The 13,615-nt window shown below is 67.7% G+C and carries 12 protein-coding genes; 8 read left to right on the top strand and 4 right to left on the bottom strand.

Annotation, left to right across the window (positions count from 1 at the left end):
- Positions 1-124 precede the first annotated feature (124 nt).
- Genes OXK16_14395 through OXK16_14405 form a run of 3 tightly spaced genes read left to right on the top strand, consistent with a single transcriptional unit; the run spans position 125 to position 2,911 of the window.
- The gene (locus OXK16_14395) at positions 125-880 is read left to right on the top strand and encodes a PIG-L family deacetylase (GenBank protein ID MDE0377134.1); all 756 of its coding nucleotides are present in this window, start codon (positions 125-127) and stop codon (positions 878-880) included.
- On the top strand, positions 880-2,199 hold the full coding sequence (locus tag OXK16_14400) for a DUF4147 domain-containing protein (protein MDE0377135.1): 1,320 nt from the start codon (positions 880-882) through the stop codon (positions 2,197-2,199). The genes OXK16_14395 and OXK16_14400 overlap by 1 nt, the downstream gene beginning before the upstream one ends.
- 7 nt (positions 2,200-2,206) lie before the next feature.
- Positions 2,207-2,911, top strand: coding sequence for an SDR family oxidoreductase (locus tag OXK16_14405; protein MDE0377136.1), 705 nt, complete (start codon positions 2,207-2,209; stop codon positions 2,909-2,911).
- Between the two features lie 63 nt (positions 2,912-2,974).
- Here OXK16_14405 and OXK16_14410 read toward each other — a convergent pair whose 3' ends face one another.
- Complete coding sequence (locus tag OXK16_14410; protein MDE0377137.1) at positions 2,975-4,339, bottom strand: FAD-dependent oxidoreductase; 1,365 nt, start codon at positions 4,337-4,339, stop codon at positions 2,975-2,977.
- 39 nt (positions 4,340-4,378) lie between these two features.
- Positions 4,379-5,908, bottom strand: coding sequence for a methylmalonyl-CoA mutase family protein (locus OXK16_14415; protein ID MDE0377138.1), 1,530 nt, complete (start codon positions 5,906-5,908; stop codon positions 4,379-4,381).
- A 257-nt stretch (positions 5,909-6,165) separates the two neighbouring features.
- Between OXK16_14415 and OXK16_14420 the strand changes: the two genes are divergently transcribed.
- Complete coding sequence (locus OXK16_14420) at positions 6,166-8,640, top strand: transglycosylase domain-containing protein (protein MDE0377139.1); 2,475 nt, start codon at positions 6,166-6,168, stop codon at positions 8,638-8,640.
- Between the two features lie 37 nt (positions 8,641-8,677).
- On the opposite strand, the gene OXK16_14425 is transcribed toward OXK16_14420, so the two are convergent.
- A complete protein-coding gene (locus OXK16_14425) occupies positions 8,678-8,863 on the bottom strand; it encodes a hypothetical protein (GenBank protein ID MDE0377140.1) in 186 nt (61 codons plus the stop codon).
- A 226-nt stretch (positions 8,864-9,089) separates the two neighbouring features.
- Here OXK16_14425 and OXK16_14430 point away from each other — a divergent pair, with 226 nt between their 5' ends.
- The 4 genes from OXK16_14430 (at position 9,090) to moeB (ending at position 12,294) form a co-directional block, all read left to right on the top strand.
- Positions 9,090-9,554 carry a hypothetical protein gene (locus OXK16_14430; GenBank protein MDE0377141.1) on the top strand — a complete coding sequence of 155 codons (465 nt, stop codon included), beginning with the start codon at positions 9,090-9,092 and terminating at the stop codon, positions 9,552-9,554.
- A 233-nt stretch (positions 9,555-9,787) separates the two neighbouring features.
- Positions 9,788-10,078 carry a HigA family addiction module antitoxin gene (locus OXK16_14435; GenBank protein ID MDE0377142.1) on the top strand — a complete coding sequence of 97 codons (291 nt, stop codon included), beginning with the start codon at positions 9,788-9,790 and terminating at the stop codon, positions 10,076-10,078.
- Positions 10,079-10,167: 89 nt separating this feature from the next.
- Positions 10,168-10,926 (top strand): Sir2 family NAD-dependent protein deacetylase, encoded by a 759-nt coding sequence (locus OXK16_14440; protein MDE0377143.1) that lies wholly within the window; start codon positions 10,168-10,170, stop codon positions 10,924-10,926.
- 189 nt (positions 10,927-11,115) lie between these two features.
- Positions 11,116-12,294 carry a molybdopterin-synthase adenylyltransferase MoeB gene (gene moeB, locus OXK16_14445; protein ID MDE0377144.1) on the top strand — a complete coding sequence of 393 codons (1,179 nt, stop codon included), beginning with the start codon at positions 11,116-11,118 and terminating at the stop codon, positions 12,292-12,294.
- On the opposite strand, the gene OXK16_14450 is transcribed toward moeB, so the two are convergent.
- Entirely contained in the window at positions 12,272-13,546 is a 1,275-nt protein-coding gene (locus OXK16_14450) for a sugar transferase (GenBank protein MDE0377145.1), read from the bottom strand. The genes moeB and OXK16_14450 overlap by 23 nt on opposite strands.
- Positions 13,547-13,615 lie beyond the last annotated feature (69 nt).

Genomic DNA, 13,615 nt, shown 5'->3' on the forward strand with positions numbered 1-13,615 from the left:
GCACCATCCGAGCGTACTTCCGTCCGGGACATAGCTCGTACCGAGCCGGAGGCCGGGTCCGGTACGACCCCCGGGAGACCACCATGGAGCTGGGCCCCCTAGGCATATGCCTAGGCTCCGGGCGATGGTCGATTACCGCGTCCCCGAGCAGAGCATGACCTCCGACCTGCCGGTCCCGACGCGAGCGCTGGCCATCGGCGCACATCCTGATGATGCCGAGTTCGGAGCCGGTGGGACGCTGGCCAAGTGGGCGGCCGCCGGGACGCAGGCGACCATCCTGGTGCTGACCGACGGCTCAAAGGGATCGTGGGACCCTTCACTCAGGCCGTCCGACCTGGTCCGAATGAGGATGAACGAGCAGACCCGCGCCGCCGAGGCCCTTGGCGTGGACAGCACCCTCAACCTCTCCCACGTCGACGGTGAGCTGGAGTACACAATGGAGCTGCGCGCCGAGGTGTGCCTGTGGATCCGCCGTTTGCGCCCCGACGTGGTTCTGACGCACGATCCGTGGCGCCGCTACATGCTGCATCCCGACCACCGGGCGACCGGCTGGGCGGCCATCGACGGGGTGGTGGCTGCCCGGGACCACCTCTTCTTCCCCGAGCAGCTGACCGATGGCCTGACCCACCACCGTCCCTCGGCCCTGCTGCTCTGGGCCGCGGACGAGGCAGATCATTACGAGGACGTGACCGGCTTCGTCGACCACAAGGTGGCCGCCCTGCTGTCACATTCCAGCCAGGCCACCACCACGATGGACGGCGCCGGGGACTCGCTGGAGGCGACCGAGGCGTTCCACCTCGAGATCGACGACCGCGCCCGGACGGTCGGTAACGGGGCCGGCCTATCCCGAGCCGAGGCGTTCAAGCGGATCACACCCTGATGGGACTGGCCGGCGACCGGATCGGTGACCTCCGGGCCATCAATCCCCGAGCCATGGGCCGCCTGCTCGGCGCCGTGGATGCGGCATTGGAGGCGGTGGACCCGCGCCGGCTGGTGCGCTCCGCGCTCGCTCCCACCGAGGATGGGGTTCTCGCCGGCGGCCGTTTCATCGCCGCCCGGACAGTGGCGGTGCTGGCGGTCGGCAAGGCGGCAACCGGAATGAGCCGCGGCGCGGCGGACACCCTGGGACCGCTGGTGTCGCGCGGTCTGGTGGTGACCGACCAGACCGAAACGGCGCCCGATTGGGCGGAGGTGGTGGTGGGGGGCCATCCGGTTCCGGATGAAGGGAGCGTCAAGGCGGCCGAGCGCGCCATCGACCTAGCCCGGGGCGTGGCGCCCGACGAGCTCCTGCTGGCTCTCGTGTCCGGGGGCGGATCGGCCCTGCTGGAGGCGCCGGCCGAGGGCCTCAGCCTCGACGACATCCAGAACCTGAACGCCCAGCTGATCCGCTCGGGCGCCCCCATCGAGACGATCAACCAGGTCCGCCAGGCGGTCTCGCTGGTCAAGGCCGGGCGGTTGGCGGCGCACTGCCGCAGCCCGGTGGTCACGCTGGTGGTCTCCGACGTGGGCGATGATCCGGCGGTGGTGGCCTCCGGCCCCACCGTGACCCCACCTCGTAGCCCGGCCCGCCCGGGCGAGATACTCGACCGGTACTCCATCCGGGGTGGCGCGGCGGATCGGGCCCGGCGCGTCATCGCCGGAGCGGTCGAGGGCTCCGATGCTCGGCAAGGGTCGGGGAGCGATCTCGCCCTGATCCTCGCTGACGGGATGACCGCAGGTCGGGCGGCGGTCCGGTTCCTGTCCGCAGCCGGCCTGGACGTGTCGCCGGCCCCGGCGCGGCTGGCCGGGGACACCGAAGATGCCGTGCTGAGGGAATTGGCCACCACCCCGGAGGCCACGGTCCGGGTCCTGGCCGGTGAGACCACCGTAGAGGTGCGCGGGCCGGGCAAGGGCGGTCGCAGCCAGCACGCCGCCGTCACCGCCGGCATCGAGATCGCCGGGAGTCGGCACCGGTTTCTCGCCTTCGGAACCGACGGCGTGGACGGCCCGACCGACGCGGCCGGCGGTTGCGTGGACGGCGCCACGGTCACCGATCCGGCGCTGGCCCGGAGCCACCTGGACGCCTGTGACTCCTATGCATATCTGGAGGCGGCAGGCGGGTTGCTCCGGACCGGGAGAACGGGAACCAACGTCGCCGATCTGTGGATCGTGGACAGATCAGGGAATGGTCGCGCCACAGATCCGATCGTTATATCCTGACCTCATCATGAGCGACCCCGTAGCAGTAATCGTCGGCGCCACCAGCGGGCTCGGCGCCGCCCTCACCGGGCGGCTGATCCGCCAGGGCTACCGTATCGGCGCCACCTATCTCAGACCCATCGACACGGACGAGTTCGAGGAACGGTTTCCTTTCGATGAGGATCAACTGGTCCTCCGTCGCGTCAACGCCACGGAGTCCGGGGAGGTCGAGGACTTCCTGGCCAGGGTGGCGGACCGGTTCGGGCGTATCGACGCCGTTGCCTCGCTGGTGGGAGGCTGGGCCGCCGGAAGGGATGTGAAGGACACCGACAATGTGCGGTTCGACTGGATGATCGACCTCAACCTGCGGTCGGCCTTCTACACCGTGCGTGCCGCCGTCCCCCATCTCGAGGCCGGCGGAGGCCGCATCCTGCTGGTCGGAAGCCGGGCCGTGGTGGACAACCCACCCGGGCAGGCTGCCTTCAACATCGCCAAGGCGGGCGTGGTAGCCCTGGCCAAGACCGCCGCGGCGGAACTGGAGGACGCCGACGTCACCGTCAACGTGATCCTGCCGTCGGTGATGGACACGCCGGCCACCCGCCGCGCACTGCCCTTCGCGGAGTACGTCAAATGGCCCACCCCTGACGAGATCGCAGCGGTGGCGGAGTTCATCCTGACCGGAGAATCGGGTGTCATGTCAGGGGCGGTGGTCCCCGTCTACGGACGGGCCTGACGCGTACCTTCACCAACCGGGCGGGGGCCCGCAGGACGGTGACATCAGTCCTGCTACTTACTGCTAGTCGCCGGCGTCGGAGATCGACTCCGAGAGGGTGGGATGGACCATGAGGGTCTCCCTCAGGGTCTCGACCTTGATCCTCCCCCTGGTGGCCAGGGCCAGGATCCCGATCAGCTCCGACGCCCTGTGCCCGACGATGGTCCCGCCCAGCACCACCCTGGTGGCCGGATCGGACACCACCTTGGCGAAGCCTCCCGTGCTCCCGTGGATGAGGCTGCGGGGATTGGCGGTGAAGGGCACCTTGGTGATACGAACCTTGCGGCCCTCCGCCGCGGCGTCCGCTTCCTCCAGACCGACGGAAGCGATCTCCGGCTCTGTGAAGATGGCTTGGGCCACGTGCGAGTAGTCGATGGACTGGCCGGGATGGCCCGTGACATGCCGGCCCAGGTTCCGCCCCTGCTGGTTGGCCACCGACGACAGGAGCATCTGGCCGGTGACGTCACCCGCGGCGTAGATGTGCGGAGCCGAGGTACGCTGGTACTCGTCCACCACGATGAAGCCCTGGTCGGTCTTGACCCCGGCCTCGTCCAGGCCCAGCCCCTCGGTCATCGGCATCGCCCCCACCGCCAGCAGGGCGTGGCTCCCGTCGACCCGGCGACCGTCCTCGACATGCACTGCCACTCCGTCCCCGGTACGTTCGATTCCCACCGCCCGGGCACCCTTCAGGAGCCCGACGCCCCGCTCCAGGAAGTTGACCTCCAAGGCCGCGGCCACCTCGGCGTCCCGGTGCGGGAGGACGTGGTGGCGGCTCACCAGGAGCGACACCTTGCATCCGAGGCTCTCGAAGATATGGACCATCTCCACCCCGGTCACGCCCGATCCGATCACCACCACGTGCTCGGGAGGGGCGGGCAGGTCGTAGACATGGCGCGTCGTCAGGATCCGCTCCCCGTCCACCTGGGCCCACTCGGGGACGCGCGGCCGCGATCCGGTGGAGACCAGGGCGGCATCGAAGGGGATGGTCGTCTCGATCCCGTCGACTGTCACACTCGCCAGGTTGGGGCCCACGAACCGGCCCCGGCCACGGACTATCTCGACTCCCTGGCTCTCCAGCAGATCGACCGAACGGTTCGAGATGGCCATCGCTATCGCCTGGATGCGATCAGCCAGACGGCCGAGGTCCACCCCTGCGCCCGGGCCCACAATCCCCAGGTCCGCCGCGTTGTGAATCGCCTTCATCCGGACGGACGTGGCCACCATCGCCTTCGAGGGTATGCAGTCCCGGAGATGGGCGGCGCCGCCCACCACGGAGTCCTCGACCAGGGTGACATCGGCGCCCAGCGCAGCCGCAGTCGAGGCTGCCGCGCTGCCCGCAGGCCCGGCGCCGACAATCAGGAACCGCAGAGACGAGTCCTCGCGATTCATCCGCCTGCCTCCATCCTTCCGGTCGGAACCCGAACCCCGTTACCGGGCACGGTGCACGCCGAAGACCCGCCGCAGGGCATCGGAGACTTCGCCCAGCGTGGCGCCTTCGGCCAGAGCATCTTTCATCGGGTACATGATATTGCCCGCTCCTCGGGCTGTCTCGGCCAGCCGTTCCAGTGATCGATCCACCGCATCCTGGTCGCGATCGGCGCGCCACTCCCTCACCCTCGACCGCTGGTCGGCTTCGAGGGCCGGGTCGACGCTCAGGGCTTGGACCGCCGGACCGGCATCGTCGGTGAACCGGTTCACCCCGACCACCGTGTCCTGCCCGCTCTCGACCCGTATCGAGGCCCGGTAGGAGGCCTCCTCGATCTCCCTCTGCGGGAAGCCCTGCTCGATGGCGGCCACCGCCCCACCCAGCCGATCGATCTTCTCGATGATCCCCCCGGCAGCCTCCTCCAGGCGGTCCGTGAGGCTCTCCACGTAGTAGGAACCCGCCAGGGGATCGGCCGTGTCCGCGAGACCCGACTCCGCCGAGAGGATCTGCTGGGTGCGCAGGGCGATGGTGGCGGAGCGTTCGGTGGGCAGGCCGAGCGCCTCGTCGAACGCGTTGGTGTGGAGCGACTGGGTTCCCCCCAACGTGGCCGCCAGCGCCTGGACGGTGGTGCGGACGATGTTGTTCTCGGGTTGCTGGGCGGTGAGGGTGGACCCGGCCGTCTGGGTGTGGAACCGCATTCGCTGCGCGGCCGGACCGGTGGCGCCGAAGCGATCTCGCATGATGTAGGCCCACATGCGGCGGGCGGCCCGGAACTTGGCCGCCTCCTCGAACAGGTGGTTGTGCGAGTTCCAGAAGAACGACAGGCGGGGGGCGAACTGCTCCACGTTGAGGCCGGCCTCGACGGCGGCCACAACGTAGGCGATGCCGTTGGCAAGGGTGAAAGCGATCTCCTGGGCGGCTGTGGAACCGGCCTCACGGATGTGATAGCCGCTTATGGAGATGGTGTTCCAGCCGGGAAGCTCCTTGCCGCAGTAGGCGAACAGGTCGGTGACCAGCCGCATGGACGCCCTCGGCGGGTAGATGTAGGTTCCCCGGGCGATGTACTCCTTCAGGATGTCGTTCTGCACGGTTCCACGGATCCGCTCGGGCGGGGTGCCCTGCTCCTCGGCCACCAGCTGGTAGAGCAACAGCAGCACGGGCGCCGTGGCGTTGATGGTCATCGAGGTCGTCACCTCGCCGAGCGGCAACCCGTCGAGAAGAACCCGCATGTCGGCCAGGCTGTCGATGGCCACCCCCACCTTGCCGACCTCGCCCTCCGCCAGCGGGAAGTCCGAGTCGAACCCCATCTGGGTTGGGAGGTCGAAGGCGGTGGAGATACCGGTCTGTCCGGCGGCCAGGAGGGCCTTGAAACGCTGGTTGGTCTGGCGGGCGGTGCCGAAACCGGCGTACTGGCGGATGGTCCAGGGCCGGCCCCGGTACATGGTCGGGTAGGGCCCGCGCGTGAAGGGAAAGCACCCGGGATCGCCGAGATCGCCATGGGACGCCGGGCCGTAGACCACGTCGATCTCCAGATCGCTGGAGGTGACACGCCGCGGCGATGCAGGAGAATTGGACACGGGCACCGGTATCCTGGCTAGCCGATGACCCGACATGCTACCGGTCCGCCTGCGGAACGGCGGTGTGGTATGGCGACGGCAGCGGTGTTCCTCGCAAGGCCCGCTGCCAAAGGCATACCCGCAGCGGTACGTCAAGGAAGCGAAACGCAGCGAGGGACGCTGATGGCCGCCAAAGCACACCAAGTTGTTCGGCAGAAGGACCGTGGTCTCCGTTGACCGGTCCGAACATCCACGACATCGAGCGGGGCGAACTGAAGCGCCGGTGGTCGCTCGCTCTCGTGCTGAGCGTGGCCATTGCGATGATCGTCGCCACCTGGATCGGGCTCTTCGGATTCCTCGGAGTCAACGCCGCCTACGCGACATTCGACCGGCTCCTGGACCGGTGGCTTCCCCAGGTCGAGATCGAACCCACCCTGCTGGCTCTGCCCGACCTGTCCCGGGTGTCACGCGTCTACACCGAGGACGGGACCCTGCTCGCCGAGCTGCACGCCGGGCGCATCTCCGAGCCTGCCCGCTTCGTAGATGTTCCCAGACACCTCGTCTCCGCCATACTGGCCGCCGAGGACGGGGACTACTTCGAACACCAGGGTGTCGACTTCACCGCCATCGCCAGTGCGGTGCGCGACCACGTGACCGGCGTGGACCGGCGGGGCGGGTCGACCATCACCCAGCAGGTGGTCAAGAACAACATCGTCGGCGACGAGCAGACCATCCAGCGCAAGATCCTCGAGGCGCTGTACGCCATCGAACTCGAACAGCGGTTCCCAAAGCAGCGGATCCTCGAGTTCTACATGAACTCGGTCTACTTCGGCTGGTCGGCATACGGGGTGGCGGCCGCCGCCCGGGAGTACTTCGACAAGGACCTGGCCGAGCTCACCATCGCCGAGTCGGCCACCCTGGCCGTCACCATCCGCAACCCCACCCTCTACGACCCCCGCCGCCAGCCGGAGCGGGCCGAGGACCGGCGCAACGATGTGATCGACGCCATGGCGGCGTCCGGGTTCATCAGCTACGAGGCGGCCGCCGAGGCCAAGGAGGAGCCTTTCCTCATCAAGCAGCCGGAGCCGTTCCAGAGCCGGGCCGAACACGTGGTGGCCGAGGTGCGCCGCCAGATCCTCAACGACAGCGAGTTCGACGAGTACCTGGGCCTTACCAATGAGGAGCGCCGCCAGGCGCTATTCGGATGCCCGGCCCACGAAGAGGACTGCGAGGGAGGCGGCGGGCTCAGGATCTACGTGACGGTGGACCTCGCCCTCCAGGATGCGGCCAACCGGATCCTGCGGACATGGCTGCCGCTACCGGACGAGGAGACCACCGACAGCAGGGGGGCGCCCACCGGGGCCATCGCCATGGTCGAGAACCACACCGGGGCGGTCCTGGCGATGTCGTCCGGGCTGCCCTTCGAGCAGGAGCAGTTCGATCTGGTCATCCAGGGTCGCCGCAACCCGGGCTCGGCCTTCAAGCCCTTCGTGCTGGTGGCCTACCTCGAGGCCGGCGGGAGCCTCCAGTCCTACTGGGATGCCCGCAGCCCGTTGGAGATCGAGTGCGAGGATCCGTGCGGCCCTGACGGCGGCTACGTCTGGACGGTGCGCAACGCGGGCTCGGTAGACGACCTGCTCACGGTGGCGCAGGCCACGGAGCGATCTGTCAACACGGTATACGCCCAGCTCTCCGTCCTGGTGGGGCCCCAGGCGATCATCCGCACCGCCCACAAGATGGGCATCACATCGGAACTGGAGGAGGTCTACTCCCTGGCGTTGGGAGCAGGCGTGGTGAGCCCGCTCGAGATGGCGTCCGCCTACAGCACGTTCGCCACCAACGGCTCTCATGCCAGGCCGTACCTGATCTCCCGGATCACCACCGACGACGGAGAGGTGATCTACCAGCGCAGGGTGGAGACCACCCAGGCAATCGAGCCGGTCCTGGCGGCCGCCGTAAGGAGGCCGATGGAACGGGTGGTCTGCTGCGGAACCGCCCGGCGGGCGGACATCGAGGGCGTGCCCCAGGCCGGCAAGACCGGGACCCACCAGGCCTACCGGGACGCCTGGTTCGTGGGATACGTTCCCAACTTCACCACCGCGGTCTGGGTGGGCTTCCCGGACGAGCAGATCTCGCTGGAGAACGTGGTGATCAACGGGGAGACCTACTCCCAAGTCTTCGGCGGTTCGGTTCCGGCACCGATCTGGAAGGAGTTCATGGAGGTCGTCCTGGAGAAGTACCCGGTAGGCGAGTTCCCCGGCAGCCTGGGCATCGGCTACTACAACGAGCTTCCCTTCACGGAGGTGCCGGACGTGACCGGGATGACCGCTCCCGAAGCTCGCGACGCGGTCCTCGGCGCCCACCTCATGGCGGAGGTGGAGGAGGTGCTGTCACCCGAGCCTCAGGGCACCGTGGTGGCGTCGCATCCCGCAGCCGGGCTCGAGGTGGATCAAGGATCGACCGTGACCATCCAGGTAGCCGGCGAGGCCAGCGTCCTTGTCGTGCCGGTGCTGGAGGGACTCGGCTCGCAGGAGGCGTTGGAGGCCATCCAGGTCGCCCAGGAGGAAGCGGGCACGGCGGTGGCCATCGAGATCCTTTACCAGCCTACGGACGATCCCGGATTGGTCGACCGCGTGCTGCTTACGGTGCCTTCCGCCGGCGAACTGGTACCGACGGACGGCGCTCTATCGCTGGTGATAGGTAGCTAGCTGGTTGCTAGATGAGGATATTGATAAAGGGATATTGTCATGCCAGCACCGCGAGGATCACCGCGGTAGCTGTACCAACGACGCCCACGATGAACCCGAGGGTCCAGAGAAGGTCTTTCTTGGCTGACTCCTGTAACGTCAGCAACGCCTTGACTGTCTCTGTATCCGCTTCGGCCTTGACCCGGTTCACGCTGGCCTCGATGAACGACTCAGTGCTCACCATCGCGGTGCCTTCTGCTCGCTGACTCCTGACACTCACCCTATCACTTCTGATAGTACTAGGTGACAACCGTTGTGGCTCGGTCTCGTGCCCCAATGACGGCCATCTGACTGCAGGCCCCCCTCTCATGGTTGCTATTGGTCGATTCTTGATCAAGAGTGGGAAAAATATCTGAAAGCGCTAAAAATAACCTATTGATTGAATAGGTCGTCGGCGGCATATTGCAGGCATGCGGTTCGCAGCGCCCGGTACTGTCCGTCTAGACGACCGTCCTCCCGTCGCCACGGACATCGCGCCGTTACCGGGCGCCGCGCTCCGCGTGACGGCGCAGGAACGCTTCCGGATCACCCCCCGCCTCTGGCCCGAGCACCTCTGCTACGGGGTGGAGCCGTCCCATCCGTACGTGCTGACCTACTGGACGGCCGCCCTGGGACCCAACGCCGTATCGGAGCTCCTGCGCCTGATCATGGCCGCCAAGCGCAGGTCGGAAGTCCCGCATCCTGTGTTCCTGTCGGTGTTCTGCCGGGAGGGCCTGGTCCATTTCCACAGCCGGGCGGTGTGGGTACGGCCGTTACTCCCCCCGATCGGACGCCATCACGTCGGCCGTCTCACCCCACGCCTGCGACAGCAGCATCGCCGAGATCTACTCTCGGTCCGGTATTCGCGGCCCGCGGCAAGTACCGGAGGGGTGTGACCCGGTGCCTCCGAAGCGTTGTCACCTGAGTGGTGGCAGGTTTCACTCCTGAGTGATCATCCACTTCCGGCACAAAGGGTCTGGAGCTCCTCTACGAAAGGGGGATCGACGCCGCATACCGCCCGGCTACTGGTCCGTGAGGGTGTCCGGAGACTGGCGAATCGTATTTCGATTCGAGGGTGCCCACGCGACCCACATCGACCTGGTCGACTACCACTGAAGGAGGAGACGGCATGGGCATGAAGGACCCGCCCCATCCCGGGCTGTCCGTGCGGCATGACTGCCTGGAACCGCTCGGTCTCAGCGTTACCGAAGCGGCCAGGAGGCTTCGGGTCAGCCGCAAACAGCTGTCGGACGTAGTCAACTGCCGGTCGGGCATCTCGCCGGAGATGGCGATCCGGCTTGACAAGGCTTTCGGAGGAGGCGCTGACACCTGGTACCGACTCCAGGCAGCCTATGACCTCGCCCGGGCAAGGCAGAAGGTTGGTCACATCAAGATCGAACGTCTCACGGCAGCCACCTAGCAGACCGGGTCCGAGTCGTCAGTTGTCGGTCCTTGGTTAGATTTATCCCACTCCGCCGGCAACCAGCAAGCCTCCTAGCATCCTGACGGATGGCAACCGACCAGATCGAACGGGCCGCCGACCTGCTGGGAGCGTCGAGCCGCCTGCTGGTCTTCACCGGCGCCGGGATCTCGACCGAGTCCGGGATCCCGGACTTCCGCGGCCCCGACGGCCTGTGGAACACCGTCGACCCCGAAGACTTCACGTTCGAGCGGTACCTGGAGTCCGCAGCCGCCCGCCGCAGGAGCTGGATCAGGTGGTCCACATCACCGCTGCGCCAGGCCAGACCCAACCAGGGGCACCTGGCGACAACCGAGGTGGCGCGGCTGGGCCGGCTGGCGGGCTGCGTGACGCAGAACATCGACGGCCTCCACCGGGCGGCCGGCCTGGCGGATGAGCTGCTGGTCGAGGTGCACGGCAACGTCTGGACCGTCCGCTGCCTGAGGTGCCCGGCCGAATGGCCCACCGAGAAGGTCTTCGACCGGGTGGAAGCCGGTGAGGAGGACCCGCACTGCCCCCGCTGCGGCGGCATCATCAAGCTGACCGTGATCTCGTTCGGCCAGGCCATGCCGGCCGCTGAGATGCACCGCGGGTACGCCATGGCGCAGGCCGCGGACGCGGTCCTGGCGGTGGGCACCACCCTTTCGGTCTGGCCGGCCGCCGACATTCCGCTCGCCGCCGCCCGCCGCGGTGTGCCGTTCGTGATCGTGAACCTCGGCCCGACAGACTGTGACGGGATCGCCGACCTCAAGCTGGAGACTCCCGCCGGCCCCACCATGAGCAGGCTGATCGACCTCCTCGGCCGTTAGGTGCCAGCTGTTGGTCACTAGCACATCGTGTGGCCGGTGTTCAATGAATGTTGTGCCACACGGGGGTTGACACGTACACCCGACAGGCTTGCGGGCACAAGGAACTTGATTACCTCCCGGTCGCCCACTGGCCTCTGGATACCCGTCACCGGCCGCTGATACAGGCCATGTGCCACTAGCCTGCCGGGCATGGGCGCTTCCTACATGGACCTCGTCGCCGAGGCACGCAGCCGGATCAGGGAGATCTCGGCCGATCAGCTGGCCGCGCTCGACCCCTCCCAGATCATCCTGATCGACGTCCGGGAGGACCCCGAACTGGAGCAGGGCAAGATACCCGGCGCCTACCACATCCCCCGGGGGGTCCTGGAGGGGAGCATCCACATGGTGTCCCCGCCCACCGATCAGCCCTTGGTGATCTACTGCTCGGCGGGAGTCCGCTCGGCGCTGGCGGCATCCACACTCCAGACGATGGGCTATACCAATGCCTCTTCGCTGGCGGGTGGATTCCAGGAGTGGAAGGCCCGCGGCGGTCCCTGGGAATTGCCCAGCCGCCTACCCGACGATCAGATGCAGCGGTACGACCGCCATATCCGGCTTCCGGAGATCGGGGAGGCCGGCCAGCGCAAGCTGCTCGAGTCCCGGGTCTTGATCGTGGGCGCCGGCGGCCTGGGCTCGCCGGCCGCCCTCTACCTGGCCGCCGCGGGCGTGGGAACCCTCGGCCTCGTCGACCATGACAGGGTGGACATCAGCAACCTGCAGCGCCAGGTCCTCCACAGCACCCGGACGGTGGGCAACCCCAAGGTGGAGTCGGCCCGTGACACTATCCGCGCCCTCAACCCGGACGTGTCGGTCGAGACCCTGGACCTGCGCCTGAGCGCCTCCAACGCGCTGGACATCCTGGACGGTTACGACATCATCATCGACGGCGCCGACAACTTCCCCACCCGGTACCTGATCAACGACGCCTCCCTCAACCTGCGCGTCCCGGTCGTGCACGGATCGGTATTCCGCTTCGAGGGGCAGGTCAGCCTGTTCGACCCGGCAGGTGGCCCGTGTTACCGGTGCCTGTTCCCCGAGCCTCCCGCACCCGAGCTGGCGCCCAACTGCGAGGAGGCGGGGGTGCTGGGCGTCCTACCGGGCGTGGTGGGAACCCTGCAGGCCGCCGAGGCCATCAAGTGGCTGGTCGGGGTCGGGGAAGGCCTTGATGGACGGCTGCTCACGCTCGATGTCCTCAACCAGCGGTTCCGCATCCTCCGGTTCAGCCGGAATCCGGACTGCCCCTCCTGCGGCGACCCGGCGGCGCCTCCGCCCATCGTGGACTATGACCAGTCGTGCCGGGCGCTGATCAGCGCGCCCCGAAGCCGCTGAGCACGGTCCAGAAGCTCCTCCCCAGGATCTCGAGATCGAGCCACGGGCTCATGTGCTTGACGTAGAACAGGTCGTAGGTCAGCTTCTCGACGGTGCCGGCCTCGCCATCGGCGTATCCGTGATTGACCTGGGCCCAGCCGGTGCATCCGGGTCGGACTAGATGGCGCTGGGAGTAGAAGGGGATGGTCCGATCGAAACGCTTCACGAACTCCACCTGCTCGGGCCTCGGCCCGACCAGGCTCAGATCGCCCTTGAGCACGTTCCACAACTGGGGTAGCTCGTCGAGCCGGAGGCGCCGGATGGTGCGGGCCACAGGCACCACCCGATCGTCGTCGCGGCTGGTGAAGGACGCCCCCTGCTGATCGGGATCGTGCCACATCGAACGGAACTTGTACTGGGTGAAGTGACCCCCTCCGCGGCCCACCCGAACCTGGCGGTAGATGACCGGCCCGGGCGAGCTGAGGCGGGTGATGGCCGCCGTCACGCCGGCCAGGACCAGGGTGATCGGTGCAGTTGCCAGCACCGCCAGGATGTCGAAGAGCCGCTTCCCCGGTAGGTAGGGAGCGGTCCGGATGACGGGTGTGGAGAGCTCCCAGCCCTCCACCAGAGCCACGATCGGCATCCGACCGGTATGCATCTCGTAGACCTGCGATATCGGCCGCACGTCCAGACCGGCCAGGGCGCACGAGGAGAGGTACTGAGCCATCCGGGAGGACAATGCCGCCTTCAGGTCGACCCCCAGCACCACACCCGGTTCGAGCGGGTCCAGGCGAGCCTCCGTGGAGGGATCGACCACCGAGACCACCTCGGCGTGGGGAGCGTTCCTGAGATCCTCCACCAGGCCCTGCTCGCCGGTGATCAGGACCATCGGCTCGGCCCAGGGACGGCGCCGTAGCCAGGCCCGATGGGCAAGCGCCCCCAGAACGAAACAGGCCATCGTCCAGCCGATGAAGGAACGGGAGAAGTAGACGCGGGTGGCAACCAGAGCCAGCGCGGTGACCCCGAGGACCATGAGCGTCACCGCCAGGGCCCGTCCGTATCCGGGCCGAGGAGGCCCACCCACCAGCAACCGTGACCCCACCCATTCGGCCCCTGCCAGGCCGGCGAGCATGATCATCAGAAGCGACCAGATCTGCGGCTCGAACTGCCAGGGGAAGAAGGTGTCGAAGCTGATTGCGGAGGCGACCAGCATCGACACGACGAGCGTGACCATGTCGAGCAGTGCTTGAGCCCTGAGGAATCTGAGCCGCATCTACCGACCTAGTGGTCTGTCTGCGGGATGGCGGTGTGGTACGGCGTCGGCAGCGGTGTTCCTCGCAAG

It is taken from the genome of bacterium, from assembly GCA_028821235.1.
Lineage (GTDB): Bacteria > Actinomycetota > Acidimicrobiia > Spongiisociales > Spongiisociaceae > Spongiisocius.

Bases quoted from the DNA above. Each gene is read 5' to 3' on its own strand.
- OXK16_14395 (MDE0377134.1), top strand. From the start codon at position 125: ATGGTCGATTACCGCGTCCCCGAGCAGAGCATGACCTCCGACCTGCCG.
- OXK16_14400 (MDE0377135.1), top strand. From the start codon at position 880: ATGGGACTGGCCGGCGACCGGATCGGTGACCTCCGGGCCATCAATCCC.
- OXK16_14405 (MDE0377136.1), top strand. From the start codon at position 2,207: ATGAGCGACCCCGTAGCAGTAATCGTCGGCGCCACCAGCGGGCTCGGC.
- OXK16_14410 (MDE0377137.1), bottom strand. From the start codon at position 4,339: ATGAATCGCGAGGACTCGTCTCTGCGGTTCCTGATTGTCGGCGCCGGG.
- OXK16_14425 (MDE0377140.1), bottom strand. From the start codon at position 8,863: ATGGTGAGCACTGAGTCGTTCATCGAGGCCAGCGTGAACCGGGTCAAG.
- OXK16_14430 (MDE0377141.1), top strand. From the start codon at position 9,090: ATGCGGTTCGCAGCGCCCGGTACTGTCCGTCTAGACGACCGTCCTCCC.
- OXK16_14435 (MDE0377142.1), top strand. From the start codon at position 9,788: ATGGGCATGAAGGACCCGCCCCATCCCGGGCTGTCCGTGCGGCATGAC.
- OXK16_14440 (MDE0377143.1), top strand. From the start codon at position 10,168: ATGGCAACCGACCAGATCGAACGGGCCGCCGACCTGCTGGGAGCGTCG.
- moeB (MDE0377144.1), top strand. From the start codon at position 11,116: ATGGGCGCTTCCTACATGGACCTCGTCGCCGAGGCACGCAGCCGGATC.
- OXK16_14450 (MDE0377145.1), bottom strand. From the start codon at position 13,546: ATGCGGCTCAGATTCCTCAGGGCTCAAGCACTGCTCGACATGGTCACG.